The sequence below is a fragment of the Nocardia sp. NPDC058658 genome (genome assembly GCF_042716665.1).
Lineage (GTDB): Bacteria > Actinomycetota > Actinomycetes > Mycobacteriales > Mycobacteriaceae > Nocardia.
On sequence record NZ_JBHXRR010000005.1, the window covers coordinates 131,591 to 146,119 of the forward strand.

The 14,529-nt window shown below is 67.5% G+C and carries 14 protein-coding genes; 12 read left to right on the forward strand and 2 right to left on the reverse strand.

The features are described 5' to 3' along the window. Nucleotides 1–21 precede the first annotated feature (21 nt). Nucleotides 22–795 (reverse strand): acyl-[acyl-carrier-protein] thioesterase, encoded by a 774-nt coding sequence (locus tag ACFWUP_RS11275; RefSeq protein WP_379233132.1) that lies wholly within the window; start codon nucleotides 793–795, stop codon nucleotides 22–24. Between the two features lie 188 nt (nucleotides 796–983). Between ACFWUP_RS11275 and ACFWUP_RS11280 the strand changes: the two genes are divergently transcribed. From ACFWUP_RS11280 to ACFWUP_RS11320, 9 genes are all read left to right on the forward strand, one after another. Then, the gene (locus ACFWUP_RS11280; RefSeq protein ID WP_379233134.1) at nucleotides 984–2,948 is read left to right on the forward strand and encodes a protein kinase; all 1,965 of its coding nucleotides are present in this window, start codon (nucleotides 984–986) and stop codon (nucleotides 2,946–2,948) included. A 57-nt stretch (nucleotides 2,949–3,005) separates the two neighbouring features. Then, nucleotides 3,006–3,980 (forward strand): NADPH:quinone oxidoreductase family protein, encoded by a 975-nt coding sequence (locus ACFWUP_RS11285; RefSeq protein ID WP_379233136.1) that lies wholly within the window; start codon nucleotides 3,006–3,008, stop codon nucleotides 3,978–3,980. Nucleotides 3,981–4,134: 154 nt separating this feature from the next. Continuing rightward, nucleotides 4,135–5,247 (forward strand): winged helix DNA-binding domain-containing protein, encoded by a 1,113-nt coding sequence (locus ACFWUP_RS11290; protein ID WP_379233138.1) that lies wholly within the window; start codon nucleotides 4,135–4,137, stop codon nucleotides 5,245–5,247. 127 nt (nucleotides 5,248–5,374) lie between these two features. Next, nucleotides 5,375–6,688 (forward strand): amidohydrolase family protein, encoded by a 1,314-nt coding sequence (locus tag ACFWUP_RS11295; protein WP_379233140.1) that lies wholly within the window; start codon nucleotides 5,375–5,377, stop codon nucleotides 6,686–6,688. Between the two features lie 112 nt (nucleotides 6,689–6,800). Then, nucleotides 6,801–7,586, forward strand: a complete 786-nt coding sequence (locus ACFWUP_RS11300) for an ABC transporter ATP-binding protein (protein ID WP_379233142.1) — start codon at nucleotides 6,801–6,803, stop codon at nucleotides 7,584–7,586. Then, nucleotides 7,586–8,428: an ABC transporter permease gene (locus tag ACFWUP_RS11305; RefSeq protein ID WP_379233144.1), complete on the forward strand. Its 843-nt coding sequence runs from the start codon at nucleotides 7,586–7,588 to the stop codon at nucleotides 8,426–8,428. Before ACFWUP_RS11300 ends, ACFWUP_RS11305 begins: the two co-directional genes overlap by 1 nt. 8 nt (nucleotides 8,429–8,436) lie before the next feature. Continuing rightward, nucleotides 8,437–9,606 (forward strand): ABC transporter substrate-binding protein, encoded by a 1,170-nt coding sequence (locus tag ACFWUP_RS11310; RefSeq protein ID WP_379233146.1) that lies wholly within the window; start codon nucleotides 8,437–8,439, stop codon nucleotides 9,604–9,606. Nucleotides 9,607–9,617: 11 nt separating this feature from the next. Then, nucleotides 9,618–10,610, forward strand: coding sequence for an isopenicillin N synthase family dioxygenase (locus ACFWUP_RS11315; protein ID WP_379233148.1), 993 nt, complete (start codon nucleotides 9,618–9,620; stop codon nucleotides 10,608–10,610). 29 nt (nucleotides 10,611–10,639) lie between these two features. Continuing rightward, entirely contained in the window at nucleotides 10,640–11,278 is a 639-nt protein-coding gene (locus ACFWUP_RS11320; RefSeq protein WP_379233150.1) for a GntR family transcriptional regulator, read from the forward strand. Nucleotides 11,279–11,392: 114 nt separating this feature from the next. Here ACFWUP_RS11320 and ACFWUP_RS11325 read toward each other — a convergent pair whose 3' ends face one another. Further along, nucleotides 11,393–11,908, reverse strand: coding sequence for an Lrp/AsnC family transcriptional regulator (locus ACFWUP_RS11325; protein ID WP_379233152.1), 516 nt, complete (start codon nucleotides 11,906–11,908; stop codon nucleotides 11,393–11,395). A gap of 132 nt (nucleotides 11,909–12,040) precedes the next feature. Here ACFWUP_RS11325 and hppD point away from each other — a divergent pair, with 132 nt between their 5' ends. From hppD to ACFWUP_RS11340, 3 genes are all read left to right on the forward strand, one after another. After that, entirely contained in the window at nucleotides 12,041–13,183 is a 1,143-nt protein-coding gene (gene hppD, locus ACFWUP_RS11330) for a 4-hydroxyphenylpyruvate dioxygenase (RefSeq protein WP_379233154.1), read from the forward strand. 76 nt (nucleotides 13,184–13,259) lie between these two features. Beyond that, nucleotides 13,260–13,787 (forward strand): DUF3558 domain-containing protein, encoded by a 528-nt coding sequence (locus tag ACFWUP_RS11335; RefSeq protein ID WP_379233155.1) that lies wholly within the window; start codon nucleotides 13,260–13,262, stop codon nucleotides 13,785–13,787. Then, entirely contained in the window at nucleotides 13,784–14,371 is a 588-nt protein-coding gene (locus ACFWUP_RS11340) for a DUF3558 domain-containing protein (RefSeq protein ID WP_379233157.1), read from the forward strand. The genes ACFWUP_RS11335 and ACFWUP_RS11340 overlap by 4 nt, the downstream gene beginning before the upstream one ends. The last annotated feature ends 158 nt before the right edge of the window (nucleotides 14,372–14,529 follow it).

The window sequence follows — 14,529 nt, forward strand, 5'->3', positions numbered from 1 at the left end:
AACTGCGGTGCCAGCCGCCGATTACACAGGCAGCGGCATGATGCGGACGACGGTTGTGGTGACGCCGCCGACGACAAACCACAGCCGCAGCACCATCTGGCCGGTGTGATCGCCCGGTTCGTGGCGGGCGCGCACGGTGATGTGCTCGCGGGCCAGCACTGGCGCCACGTACTCGATCACGGCGCGGTGCGGGCCCGCGACCAGCTTCGGGTAGTCGACCAGGAACTGTTCCACGGCCTGCCAGTAGCAGGCGTTGTTGACGTGGTTGTACTGGTCGATATCGGTCGCCCGCACCGGGAACGGCAGGTCGGAATCGGACTCGCGCGGTGCCGGATCGGTGAGGTAGGGCCGCCAGCGCAGGCGGTGCTCGTCGGTGGATCGGGCCAGGTAGGCGAGGCCGTCGTCGCTGATCCGGGCGGGCAGATTGCTCGACTCGCTGAGGTTGATCCAGAAGCCTTCGGTCTCGATCAACCCGCCGCGTTCGCTGGTGATCCGCGTGCGCATGTTCGTCCAGCGCGTCGACATCGACGAACACCAGCGCTCGAGGTGCACGTTGTCGGGCCACACGATCGGGCGGATCACGTCGATGACGGTGCGGCGCACGATCCAGGTGGGATCGGTGAGGTGCAGGGCGGTCTGGTTCAGTTCGTCCCAGGCGATATCGGACAGGTAGCGCGCTACCGCGTCCAGGCGCAGTCGTTGATAAGGATCCACGTCGCCGGCCCGGACGGGCCACGCCGTGGCGAAGCCCGTGCCCTCCTGGGGAAGCGGGGCCAGTGGCTGATCGAGTGACACGTGTGCTCCTTGCACGGCCCACCAGGTGCGCCGCGACTTCTTGCGTAGTTCTGTACACGACTTTACGGGTCGCGAATCACACCCTCGCGCCGAGCCGGGACCAGCGGCACCGGTTGCCGATCACGATGGCGGTACCGGCGCGATTGTCTTACATGACAGAGGTGTCCGCACCCGGGTAGCCTGCAGTAATGGCCGGCGGAGCAATGGCGGGCTCGATGTTCGGGCGCTATGAAATTCGCAGACTTCTCGGAGTCGGCGGTATGGGGGAGGTCTATGAGGCCTACGACACCTCCAAGAATCGTGTTGTCGCCCTCAAGATGCTCAACCGCGAACTGGCCGGTGACCCCACCTTCGTGCAGCGTTTCCGCCGCGAATCGCAGGCGATGGCGAGCGTGCAGGAACCGCACGTCATCCCGGTGCACGACTGGGGCGAGGTCGACGGTGTTCTCTACATCGATATGCGCCTGGTCAAAGGTGTCGATCTCAAGGAGCGGCTGCAGCTGTACGGCAGGCTCACGCCCGTCGAGTCGGTGCAGGTGGTCGAGCAGATCGCGTTCGCGCTCGACGCCGCGCACGAGGTGGGGATGGTCCATCGCGACGTGAAACCCGGCAACATCCTGCTCACCGGCAACCTGTTCGCCTACCTGGTCGACTTCGGCATCGCCCACACCGCCACCGACCCGCAGCTCACCAGCGCGGGCAGTGCGGTCGGCTCGATGGCGTACATGGCGCCGGAGCGGTTCGAGAGTGTGCCGATGTCGCCCGCGGTGGACACCTACGCGCTCACCTGCGTGCTCTACGAATGCCTGGTCGGGCGGGTGCCGTTTCCGGTGAACAGCCTCGCGGGCGCGATCGGCTCGCACCAGATGGCGCCCGCGCCCCGCCCCAGCGCGGCCGACGCCAGCCTGGCGACCTTCGACCCGGTGATCGAGCGGGGAATGGCCAAGCGGCCCGCCGACCGGTACGCGAGCCCTGTCGACCTGGCTCGCGCCGCCCGCAACGCGGTCCTGCTGGCCGACCGCTCCACTCCGCCAACGGTATCCGGCCCCCGAATCCCGATCACCGGCCCTCAGCCGACGTCGTCGCCCGCATCCGACCCGAACTCTCCGCCGACGACTCGGGGTTCGGCGGTCGTACCTGCCGACCCGCCCGAGACTCGGGATTCGGCGGCGGTCTCCGTGGATCCGAACTCCCCACCGGAGACTCGCGGCTCCACAGCGGCCGCCGACCCGCTGTCGAAGCATCTGGCCTGGAGTGCGGCGGCCGACTCGGCTTCACCGGACCACACCGGAGCCGGACCCGTCAGCCCGCAGTCGACGCGTCGAGTGACCGGCCCTCACTCCGCTGGTTCGCACGCGACCCGCCGGGTAACCGGCCCACAGCCCGCCGGTTCGCAGGCGGCTGGACGGGTGACGGGCCCCGAGTCCGCCGGTTCGCACTCGAACCGTCGGGTAACCGGCCCCCAGTCGCAGTCGTACTCAGCGACCGGCTCGTCGCCCGACCACCGAGTGGTCGCCCCCGATCCCGCCCGCTTCCAGGTGACGCAGCAGGCGCCCACCGGCTACACCCACCCGTCGGCCCCGCTACCCCTTCCCCCACAACGCAATTCGTCGACCCCGGTCCTGGCCGGCGCCCTCGGCGCGCTGATCGTGATCGCCGCGGTCGGGGCGGCGGTGTGGATCATGTTGAGCGTCAACGACAATCAGCAGGTCGTCGATCGGCCGCCGGTCACCTCCGGAATCGCGCTTCCGCCACCGGATGTCGTGACCGTCAGCCAGACCGTCCCCGGCGGGCCAACCAAAACCACCGTGCCTCCACTGCAGTCGAGCGTTTCCGGCGCCGACGGCCAGGGCTTCCTCTCATCGGGCCCCCGCTGCAACGACAACGACGCCGCGATGACCATCGCCCGCACCACCAAATCGCGGGTCGTCATCTGCCACACCGGCGATCAGCGCTACTACTACAAGGGCCTGCGGGTCAGCGACGGTGCTGGGCTCGAACTCGACGACCCGGTGCCCAACGGTGGTGGCTCCTTCACCGCGACGAACCCGGTCGACGGCACCCAGTACTACCTGAGCGCGTCCGGGTTCACGATCACCAAGGCCGGTGTGCTGCTGGCCAGCGAGCCGGTGACCGAATTCGCCCATCGCTGACCCCACCGCCGGGTTATGTTCGCGGGTGAACGTCATTCGCCAGAGAGGTGTCGAAAAATGCGCGCAGCCCAGGTCGGCAAGTTGGACGGACCGTCGGCGATCGAGATCGTCGACCTGCCCGAGCCGGTGGCCTACCCGGGCGGTGTCCTGATCGACGTGCACGCGGCGGGCATCGCCTTCCCCGACGTCCTCATGACGCGCGGCCTCTACCAGATGAAGCCGGGCCTGCCCTTCGTCGTCGGCGGCGAGGTGGCAGGCATCGTGCGCGAGGCGCCGGAGGGTTCGTCGCTGCGCCCCGGTGACCGCGTCGCCGCACTGACCATGCTGGGCAACGGCGTCGCCGAGGTGGCGGTGTCGCCCGAGCACGCGGTGTTCCCGCTACCCGACAACATCTCCCTCGAAGCAGGCGCGGGCGTCCTGTTCAACGACCTCACCGTGCACTTCTGCCTGACCAAGCGCGGCAGGCTGGCCGACGGTGAGGCGGTCCTCGTGCACGGCGCGGCAGGCGGCGTCGGCACCTCCACGTTGCGCATGGCCAAGGCGCTGGGCGCGGGCCGGGTGATCGCGGTGGTGAGCACCGACGCGAAAGCCCAGGTCGCCAAGGCCAACGGCGCCACCGATGTGGTGCTGACCGACGGCTGGCTCGCCGCGGTGAAGGACCTGACCGACGGTCGCGGCGTCGACATCGTCCTCGATCCCGTCGGCGGCGACCGCTTCACCGACAGCATCCGCTCGTTGGCGGGCGGCGGCCGACTGCTCGTCGTCGGCTTCACGGCGGGGGAGATCCCCACGGTGAAGGTGAACCGCCTGCTGCTCAAGAACGTCGAGGTGGTCGGCGCGGCCTGGGGCGAATGGGTGATGAGCCACCCCACCTACCTCGCCGAGCAGTGGGCCGAGATCGAACCGCTGCTGGCCTCCGGCGCGATCACCGCCCCCGACCCGGTGCTGTACCCCCTCGACCGCACCGCGGAAGCTGTTGCGGCCCTGGACGAGCGGACCGCAGCGGGCAAGGTCGTCGTCCAGCTGCGATGAGACCGGCGTAATCACGCAATCGGGCCTTCGATAGTCAGAAAACTGACTGGAACGAGGCGAATTGCGTGATTACGCCAGTCTGTTCCGATCGTCGGCGAGCCCAGGGCGGGACCGGCCTGTCGGTATCGTTCGCGCAGGAGCCGAAGGAGTACGCATGCTGGTGTCGAATCGAGTGTTGAACCGGACGTTGCTCGCACGTCAACACCTGCTCGAGCGGTCGTCCCTGACGACACCGCAGATGTGCGACCACCTCGTCGGCCTGCAAGCCCAGGATGTGCCACCGCCCTTCATCGGATTGTTGAGTCGGATAGCCGATTTCGACCCCTCGACGGTGTCGGCGGCTCTCGAGGACCGTTCGCTCGTGCGGATCACCTTGATGCGCGGCACGATTCATCTCGTCACCCCGCTGGACGCGTTGCGGATCGCCCCGCACATCCAGCCCGAGCTCGAGAAGGCCCCGTTCCGTCAGGGTTTCAACTACGGCGCGATGGTCGGTCTCGACCCCGGCGAGGTGCGCGCGCACGGGGAAGCCGCGCTGGGTGACGAGCCGATGTCGGCGGCGGACCTGCGCGCCGAGGCCGCGCGGCGCTACCCCGACCGCGACGCCGGCGCGGTCGTGCAGACCTGGCTGTACCAGCTTCCCGTCCTGCAAACGCCGCCGCGCGGCCGCTGGCGCGACAACAGCCGACCGGTCTGGTCGCGCGTCGAGCCCTGGCTCGGCGCACCACTCGACCCGACCTACCCCGTCGGCGAACTGATCCTGCGCTACCTGCGTGCCTTCGGCCCGGCGAGCACCATGGACATGCAGGCCTGGTCACGCCTGCCCGCCATGAAGAAAGCCGTCACCGACCTGGGCGACCGGGTACGCACTTACACCGACGACCGCGGCCGCACCCTCTACGACGCCGCCGACCTCGAACTGGCCGACCCCGACCTGCCCGCCCCGGTCCGGCTGCTCGGCTGGTACGACAACGCGCTGCTCTCGCACAAGGACCGCGCCAGGATCACCGGCGACGACAACCCACCGACGCTGCGCGCCCACGCCGCCAATGTCTCGCCGGTCCTGATCGACGGCTTCACGGCGGGCATCTACAAGATCTTCGTCAAGTCCGGCACGGCGCGCTTGCGGATCAGCCCGGCCCGCGCATGGACGAAAACCGAAGCGGCGCAGGTGGAGTCGGAAGCAGCGGCCTTGCTCGCCTTCCTCGAGCCCGAATCGGTGCCGTCGGTCGAGATCCTCGAACCCGGCGCGGACGTCCGCCCGTGACACGGCTTTAACCCGGCGGCAACAAGCACTTCCTAGGGTCGGTCCCACGTCGTTCATGGCTGCAACGGACGACGCGTTCCGCTGAAAACGGCGAGCTAACCAGCCGCATCCCGAAAGAGGTGCGCGCATGGATTCTGCCGCTTCCGTCGTCATCACCGATGTCACCGCCTACACCGAAAAAGGCTGGGCACCAGCCGAAATCGTGGTCCGCGACGGCATCGTCGTCGCCCTCCAGGCCGGTCCCGAGCACGCCGATCTGCCCCGTTCCGACGGTGGCGGTGGCTACCTGCTTCCCGGCTTCGTCAACACCCACACCCACCTGCAGCAGGCCGTCCTGCGCGGGGTCGGCGAGGGTCTGCCGCTGCTGGAGTGGCTGCGCTGCGTCGGCGAACACACCGTGGCCGCCACCCCCGAACAGACCTACCTGTCAGCGCTGGCCGGTGGTCTGGAACTGCTGCGCAGCGGCGTCACCACGGTCGTCGAACACCTGTGGCCCAACCCGTCCGACGAGGTCCACCAGGCCATGCTCCGCGCGTTGCGAGAGCTGGGCATCCGCGTGGTCTTCGGTCGCGGCATCGCCGACCGCGCTGACATCACCCGCAAATGGGGCCTGGACCCACGCCTGCTGCAACCCCTCGACGAGGCGCTCGCCCACGTCGACGAACTCGACAAGCAGCTGCTCGGCACCCGCATCACCACCGCGCTCGCCGTCCCCAACCCGCGCTGCCTCACCCCCGACGGCATGGCGGCCGCCCGCGAGTACGCGCAGTCCACCGGCAAAACCGTGTCGATACATGTCCTCGAGACCACCACCGACGACGACATGTGCCGATTGCATGCAGGCGCCGGTGCCGTCGACTACCTCGACGCGAGCGGTTTCCTCTGGGACCGCACCCTGGCCGTGCACTGCGTCAACCTCGACGACCACGGCCGCAAGGTCTTCGCCGAGCGCGGCGTAGCGGTCTCCTACAACCCGGTCTCGAACATGCGCCTCGGCAGCGGCGTCGCCCCGATCCCGGCGATGCTCGAGGCGGGCATCGATGTCACCCTCGGCGTCGACGGTGCCGCCAGCAACGACACCCAGGACATGCTCCTCGCTCTGCGCATCGGCGCATACCTGCAGCGTGCGGCCCACAAAAAGGCCGACCTGCTCGGCTTCGAACAGATGCTGCACATGGCAACCGGCGCGGCAGGCCGGGTGCTCGGCCGCCCGTCACATACCGGCATCGCGATCGGTGACCGCGCCGACCTCACCCTCGTGCGCTTCGACCGCGACTTCGCCTGTCTGCCCGTGCTCGACCCCGGCGCCACCCTGCTCACCGCCGCCTCGCCCCGCGTGATCGACACCGTGTGGGTCGACGGCGACGCCGTCATCCGCGACGGCGTCAGCACCCGCGTCGACCACCGGGATCTCGCGCAGCGCCTGATTCGCATGCGCTGACTGTTAATACGCCAGAAACGAACGACACATTGCATGTAATTCGACTGGCTAATACTGAAATCGTCCAAAAGTTGCACGCAACACCGATAGACCGCAGGAGAAGGTGATCACGGTGACGCTCTACGACACGGTGAACGACGCCGACGCGAGGACGCTGCTGTCCGGCATGGAGGTTTCCTTCGCCGGCGTGAGCAAGCGCTTCGGCGGCGAAGACGGCACGCTCGCCCTGACCGATGTCGACCTGGACATCCGCGAAGGCGAATTCGTCGCGGTGGTCGGCCCGTCCGGCTGCGGCAAATCCACGCTGCTTCGCCTGGCCGCCGGCCTCGAACCGGTGACCTCGGGAGCCGTTGCGGTACGCACGAATTCGATCGGCTTCATCTTCCAGGAAGCCACCCTGCTGCCGTGGCGCAAGGTGCGCCGCAATGTCGAACTCTCGGCCGAGTTGGCCGGGGTCGACCGCAAGACGCGCCGCGAACGCGTCGAGCGGGCGATCGAAGCCGTCGGCCTGGCGGACTTCGCGAACAAACTGCCCAGCCAGCTCTCCGGTGGCATGCGCATGCGCGTCTCCCTGGCCAGGGCGCTGTCGCTGGAACCACGCCTGATGCTCCTCGACGAACCGTTCGGCGCGCTCGACGAGATGACCAGGCTCAACATGCAGGAAGAGCTGCTTCGCCTCTACCGCGACAACGCCTTCACCGCCCTGTTCATCACCCACTCGGTCTCCGAAGCGGTGTTCCTCGCCTCGCGCGTGGTGGTGATGTCGGCCAGGCCGGGCCGCATCCATGAGGTGATCGACGTCGACCTGCCCTACCCGCGGGACCGCGAACTGCGTTTCGAACCCGCCTTCACCGAACTCGTTTCGCGCATCTCGCGCTCGTTGAAAGAGGCTGCCTGATGGTGAGTGTCGCGGCCCGTATCCCCGCCGCAGCGAAGGTGCAACTCCCGACGGCGCAGCTGCGCAAAGTCGGCAGTGCCCTGGTGGCGCCACTCGTTTCGATCGCGTTGGCGCTGGCCGCCTGGTACGCGGTGTCGATGCTGGTCCTCAGTGAGGGCCGCCGATTCCTGCTGCCGCCACCGCATGTGGTGTTCAGTGAATCCCTCGCCGACCCGAAGAAGCTCGAGGTGATGCTCGAAGCGCTGGCGGTGACCGCCAAGGTTGCGATCACCGGTCTGCTGATCTCGGCGGTGCTCGGGGTGGCGATCGCGGTGCTGATGAGCCAGGCCAAGCCGATCGAGAACGTGGTCTACCCCTATGCGGTTGTCCTGCAAGCGATCCCGGTGCTCGCCGTGGTTCCGCTGATCGGCCTGTGGCTGGGTTACGGCTTCGCCGCCCGCACTACCGTGTGCGTGCTGATCGCGATCCACCCGATCATCGCGATGACCCTGTTCGGCATCAAATCCGTCGACGGCAACCTCCAAGAACTGTTCACCCTCGGCCGCGCGGGCCGCCTTCGCCGCCTCTGGTCCCTGCAACTGCCCGCCGCGCTGCCCTCTACCCTGACCGGATTGCGCACCGCCGCAGGACTTTCCGTGACGGGCGCCATCATCGGCGACATGTTCTTCGCACAGGGCAAACCCGGCATCGGCACCCTGCTCGACACCTACCGCGCCCGCCTGCAATCGGAGGACCTGATCGGTGCGCTGCTGCTGGCCGCCCTGTTCGGCGTGCTCGTGTTCACGGTGTTCACCGTCATCCAGAAGGTCAGCGTCGGCCGCTGGCACAACTCCGCCAACTGAGGATCATCATGAAGAAACTTCCCTTGCGTCGCATCGGTATTGCCGCGCTCGCTGTGCTGCTGGCAGGCACCGCGTCCGCCTGTTCCGACGACACCACCGACGCCCCCGCTGTCGCCCTCGAACCGGCCCCGGCCGAACAGCAGCTCGCAGGCGCCTGCCCGGCCACCGTAGTCGTCCAGCTCCAGTGGGCCCCCGAAACCGACTCCGGCCCGATCTTCGGCCTGCTCGGCCCCGGCTACACCGTCGACGCCGACAACAACAAGATCACCGGCCCGCTCGTGGCCGGCGGCAAGGACACCGGCGTGAAGCTGGAGATCCGCGCGGGCGGCCCGGCCATCGGTTTCCAGACCGTGCCGTCGCAGATGTATGTCGACCAGAGCATCACCCTCGGCCTCGCGCACTCCGAGCACGCCATCGCCGCCGCGGGTCAGCAGCCGATCGTCGCCGTCACCACGCTGCTGCGCAACAGCCCGCAGATGCTGATGTGGGACCCGAAGACCAATCCCGACTGGAAGGGCATCGCCGATATCGGCAAGTCCGGCAAGCCGGTGGTGGTGTCCAAGGGGCAGCTTTACCCGGACTGGCTGGTCGCGCGCGGGCTGGTGAAGAAGGAGCAGATCGACGCCTCCTACGACAACTCGCCCTCGCGTTTCGTCACCGATCCGTCCTTCGCCCAGCAGGGCTTCGCCAATGCCGAACCCTTCACCTACGAGCACGAAGTGCGGGCCTGGAACAAGCCGGTCGGCTACCAGCTGCTCAAGGATGTCGGCTACGAGGGTTACGCCCGCACCGTGAACGTGCGCGCCGACAAACTCGCCGAGCTGCGCCCGTGCCTGCAGAAGCTGGTGCCGATGATCCAGCAGGCCACCGCGTCGTTCAAGGCCGACCCGACCCACGTCAACGAGGTCGTCGTGGACGTCGTCGAGCAGAACCCCAAGCTCAACCCCTACAGCGCCGAACTCGCCGAATTCGGGTCCAAGGCCCTCATCGACGGCGGCCTGATCGGCAACGACACCGACGGCGTGCTCGGCAGTTTCGACGACGCCCGCGTCCAGCGCATCATCGACGAATTCGGCCCCATCCTGCGGGCAGGCGGCGCGAACGTGCCCACCGGCCTGACCGCGAAAAACCTGGTCACCAAGGAATTCCTCGACCCCGCCATTTCCGTCACCGGCTAAGGAGCCACCCCATGACCACCAGCTACGACATGTCCGAGGTCTCGCGCGAGAAGCAGATGGGCGGGCTCGGGAAGGAAACCACCGACCGCGAGATCCGCGTCATCGACCTCACCGACTTCGAGGATCGACGCGCCGAGATCACCGAGGGGCTGTGGGCCGCCGCCACCGAGATCGGCTTCTTCCAGCTCTCCGGCCACGGCATCCCGCAGGACCTGATCGACGAAATGTTCGGCACCACAGCCGATTTCTTCGCCCTCCCCGAAGAGGTCAAGGGGCAGTACCCCCTGGTCAAGAAGAACAACGCGGGCTGGGAATCGCTGAGTCAGGTGCGTCCGTCCATCGGCGTGCCGGACCAGAAGGAGTCCTACCAGATCACCCGGCCGCACATGGACAAGCTGTGGCCGACCGAAACCGAACTGGCCGGATTCCGTTCCCGTGTCCTCGATTTCGAGCATCGGGCATGGGAAGTGGCGATGCGCGTGCTGTCCTGCTTCGCCGACCGTCTCGGCCTCGAACGCGAACACTTCACCGCCGCACACGATCCCGGCTCCGAGAACTACCAGAGCGCCCTGCGGCTGCTGCACTACTTCGCCGTCCCCGAGGAACTGCGTGGCGTCCCCGGACGCTGGCGGGCCGGCGCGCACACCGACTTCGACTGCCTCACACTGCTTTTCCAGCGTGACGGGCAGGGCGGACTGCAGGTGTGCCCCGGCAAGGAGATGGAGGAACAGGAATGGACCTCCATCACCCCGTCGTCGAGCCTGATCACCTGCAATATCGGTGACATGCTCACCCGCTGGAGCGACGACCTGCTGCCGTCGAACTTCCACCGTGTCCGCAGCCCCGGCGAGGGCGAATACCAGGGCGAGCGCTACAGCATCGCCTACTTCGCCCAGGCCGACCGCGACGCGATCATCCAGGGCCCCGCGGGCAAGTACCCGCCCGTCGCCGCGGCGGACTTCCTCACTCAGCGGGTGCAGGCGAACTACCGGCCCCAGGGATAATCACCACAACCAACGGAAAGGACACTGCGATGACCGAGGCCTCGCTGCTCGGCCAGTCTGTCCATCGGCAGATCAGGCAGATGGTCCTCTCCGGCGAACTGCCCCCGGGCCGGTCGCTCAGCGTGCCCGCGCTGGCGACCGAGCTCGGGGTCAGCCGCAGCCCCGTCCGCGAAGCGGTGCAGCAGTTGATCTACGAGGGTCTGGCCGTGAGCGCACCGCACGCCGGGGCGAAGGTGGCCGCCGTCGACGACGACCGCATCCGCGATGTCCTCGCGGTCCGCGCCGCCCTCGACGGCCTGGCCGCCGCCGCGGCCGCCACCCGCCTCACCGAGACCGACCTCGACAAGCTCACCGGCATCATCACCGCCCAGGAAACCCACCTCGACGAACCGGCCGACCCCGCCCGCGACGCCCAGCTCGACCTGGAATTCCACACCTTCATCCGCGACGCCTCCGGCAACGCCTGCGTCGTCGACGAACTGGCCCGCCTCGAAGCCCAGGCCCACCTCTACCGCGGCGACATGTGGTGCTCGGCCCGCAACCGCCGCGTCGCCCTGCGCGAACACCGCCGCATCGTCGAAGCCCTCGAATCCGGGCATCCCGAGTCCGCCCGCGCGGCCGCGGAAGCTCACGTCCAAGGACTACTGACCCGCCTCACCCGGCAATGAGCGCCGCACACGTCCAAGGACTGCTGACTCGCCTTGCCAGGCAAATCAGCGACTGACTCGGCATCGGCCCCTGAGCTTGCCCACTTCGCGACATCCGCCGCCGCCACGGCGCATTCAGCGCTGGTCGCGGTAGGCGGGCGCTTTCGCAGTCCCCGCCGGGGTCAAGGTGTGCAGCAACGGCATCGTCCGATGCGCGACAACCGTCGACAAAACGATCACGCTGTGTGACCGCACCACCGACCCCGTCCGGTCGATGCTCAACAACACCGACTGCAACCCGGCATGCGAATCGGCCCCGATCCGGCACAGCACATCACCGGAACCCGTCGTCGCATACGCCTCGATCACCCCCGGAATCGCCGTGAGTTCCGCGCTCACCTGATCCAGCGCCCCCTGCGCGATCTCCAAGGTGACGAACGCCTGCACATCGAAACCCGCTGCGGTGACATCGATCTGCGGATCGTAGGAGGCGATCACCCCGGATTCCTCCATCCGGTTGATCCGCGCCTGCACCGTCGCCCGCGCCACCTTCGTCCGCCGTGACAGCTCGAGGATCCCGGCCTTCTGGAACTCGTGCATCGCGGTGAGGATCGCCAGGTCGAGTTCGTCCAATTTCGCGGGCGTGCGCATGCGAAGACCTCCATGTCCGGTTGCTATTCAAATTGTCCACCATCTCGCCGTTTCAGGTGGCTTCTTATGCCAGCCTGTTCAGGCAAAAATGAAGTAGTTGCCCAGCTGTACCGCGACGCGATTTCCTTGGTCATGACCATTGAGCAGCAGCTCGTCGGGCTGATCGAGCACGACGACAGTGTCGATCCGTTTCCCGTGATCGGATGGGACGCCCTCGTCTGGGTCGTCGGCAACGCGACCCAGAGCGCCCACTTCCTGCAATCGGCGTTCGGGATGCGGCTGGAGGCGTACTCGGGTCCCGAAACCGGCAATCGCGACCACAAGGCGTTCGTGCTGCGCAGCGGGGGAGCGCGGTTCGTGATCACCGGCGCCGTCGACCCCGACAGTCCGCTCGTCGCCCACCACGACCGCCACGGCGACGGCATCGTCGACATCGCACTCGAAGTCCCCGACGTCGACCGCTGCATCGCCTGGGCGCGCGAGCACGGCGCCACCATCCTGGTCGAACCCCACGACGAGACAGACGAATTCGGCACCGTCCGCTCCGCAGCCCTGGCCACCTACGGCGAAACCAGGCACACCCTGATCGACCGCTCCGGCTACGTCGGCCCCTATCTGCCCGGCTATATCGCCCGCACCTCCACCCGCGAGCCGAGCAAGCGCGTCTTCCAGGCCATCGACCACGTGGTCGGCAATGTCGAACTCGGCATGATGGACCGCTGGGTCGACTTCTACCGCGGCGTCATGGGATTCACGAACATGGCCGAATTCGTCGGCGACGACATCGCCACCGAGTACTCCGCCCTGATGAGCAAGGTCGTCGCCAACGGCAACCACCGCGTGAAGTTCCCCCTCAACGAACCGGCCGTGGGCCGCAAGCGTTCTCAGATCGACGAGTACCTCGAGTTCTACCGCGGCCCCGGCGTCCAGCACATCGCCCTTGCCACCGGCGACATCCTCGAAACCGTCGACGCACTGCGCGCCGAGGGCGTCGAATTCCTGCAAACCCCCGACACCTATTACGAGGACCCGGAATTGCGCGCCCGCATCGGCGCCGTGCGGGTCCCCGTCGACGAGCTCCAGCGCCGCGGCATCCTGGTCGACCGCGACGAAGACGGCTACCTCCTGCAGATCTTCACCCGCCCCCTCACCGACCGCCCCACCGTCTTCTTCGAACTCATCGAGCGACACGGCTCACTCGGTTTCGGAAAAGGCAACTTCAAGGCCCTTTTCCAGGCCATCGAACGCGAACAGGAGGCCCGCGGCAATCTGTGATCCCCGCCGGAGGCGATGAGGTGATGTGCGCGCTCGAATGCCGCTCGCGCTGTGTCCACTGGGTAGAGTCGGGCCCATGCGGTTCAAACCTGCGGTGGCGATAGGGCTGGCGTGTGCGGTGCTATCGGCGGCGTGCGGATCGAGCGACGATGGCGAGTCCACTGGTTCGGCGCGCACTCCACCCAAGGTGTCCGAACTCGGGCCGTTCGTCGGTGAGTGCGGACATGTCACCGACGACGAGGTCCGGTCCATCGCCGCGCTGCCCGGTCTGTCGGCGGTGTTCCGTAATGCGGTCGGCTGCAACTGGCAATCCGCCGGAGCCGATTCGGCCGTGGTCACTTTCGCTTCGTACCGAGGCAGCCCGATCGACCGCGAACGGGCGTGGGTCGAGTCGAAGGATCGCACCGTCGAGACGATAACGCTGCAGGGGCGCACGGGTTTTCAGTCGTACGGGACGAGTCTCGGCGGCACTACCTGCGACTTCGCGATCGGACTCGGTGACGACTTCTTCGAGTGGTCCACGTTCGGATACACCGTGGCAGGCCGTGAACCGTGCGGCTCGGCGCGGCAACTGGCTGAACTGACGCTGGGGCGGATGCAGTGATCGACACGCGGACAACACACTCGGAGAAGAAGCGCTTCGCTGCGGCAGCCCTCGCGGTGGTCTCGGCGGCAGTGCTCGTCGGCTGTGGCCAGACTGTCCCCGGCACGCCGGTGGAGGTCGGCGAAGGTGGAGGTGGCGGCGGTCGGGGCACGGTCAACGTCGACGAATTCGACAAGCTGCTGCGTGAGTGCGAGGTGCTCACCGAGGAGCAGATGGGCAAGGCGGTGGGGGAGGAAGCGATGTTCAACGCCTCCTTCGTCGGTGCGGTCTGCATGTGGGACGTCATGGGTGCCCCCGGGGGCGGTGCGAAGCTGACCCTGAACTGGTACGAGAACGGATCGCTCAATGTCGAGCGGCAGACCTACCAGAAGCTCGGCTACACCTCGGCGATCACTACTATCCAGGGAGCGTCGGCTGTCGAGATCCGACGTCCTGGCGATCCCGACTCCTGCGGGGTGAGCGCGAAGGCCGCCGATGCGGGTGTGGTCGGTTGGTGGATCAACTACCGCGCCGGGTCCGGGCACCCCGATCCGTGCCCGGTGGCGGCGAAGCTGGTCGAACTCACCTTGAATCGGGCCCGATAGAACCCTTGACCAGGCACCCCACTTTGCCCCCAGGATTGCGCGCGGGTATCGTGGATCCCTGTGCCCGGATTACTACGGGCAAGTTCGTGTGTGAACGTAGGCCAGCGAAAGCGGCCGATACGTTCCAGCGTGCCTTGAAAAGGGCACTGAGCGCCACA

Coding starts and splice junctions, on each gene's coding strand:
- ACFWUP_RS11280 (WP_379233134.1), top strand. CDS start 984: ATGGCCGGCGGAGCAATGGCGGGCTCGATGTTCGGGCGCTATGAAATT.
- ACFWUP_RS11285 (WP_379233136.1), top strand. CDS start 3,006: ATGCGCGCAGCCCAGGTCGGCAAGTTGGACGGACCGTCGGCGATCGAG.
- ACFWUP_RS11290 (WP_379233138.1), top strand. CDS start 4,135: ATGCTGGTGTCGAATCGAGTGTTGAACCGGACGTTGCTCGCACGTCAA.
- ACFWUP_RS11295 (WP_379233140.1), top strand. CDS start 5,375: ATGGATTCTGCCGCTTCCGTCGTCATCACCGATGTCACCGCCTACACC.
- ACFWUP_RS11305 (WP_379233144.1), top strand. CDS start 7,586: ATGGTGAGTGTCGCGGCCCGTATCCCCGCCGCAGCGAAGGTGCAACTC.
- ACFWUP_RS11310 (WP_379233146.1), top strand. CDS start 8,437: ATGAAGAAACTTCCCTTGCGTCGCATCGGTATTGCCGCGCTCGCTGTG.
- ACFWUP_RS11315 (WP_379233148.1), top strand. CDS start 9,618: ATGACCACCAGCTACGACATGTCCGAGGTCTCGCGCGAGAAGCAGATG.
- ACFWUP_RS11320 (WP_379233150.1), top strand. CDS start 10,640: ATGACCGAGGCCTCGCTGCTCGGCCAGTCTGTCCATCGGCAGATCAGG.
- ACFWUP_RS11325 (WP_379233152.1), bottom strand. CDS start 11,908: ATGCGCACGCCCGCGAAATTGGACGAACTCGACCTGGCGATCCTCACC.
- hppD (WP_379233154.1), top strand. CDS start 12,041: ATGACCATTGAGCAGCAGCTCGTCGGGCTGATCGAGCACGACGACAGT.
- ACFWUP_RS11335 (WP_379233155.1), top strand. CDS start 13,260: ATGCGGTTCAAACCTGCGGTGGCGATAGGGCTGGCGTGTGCGGTGCTA.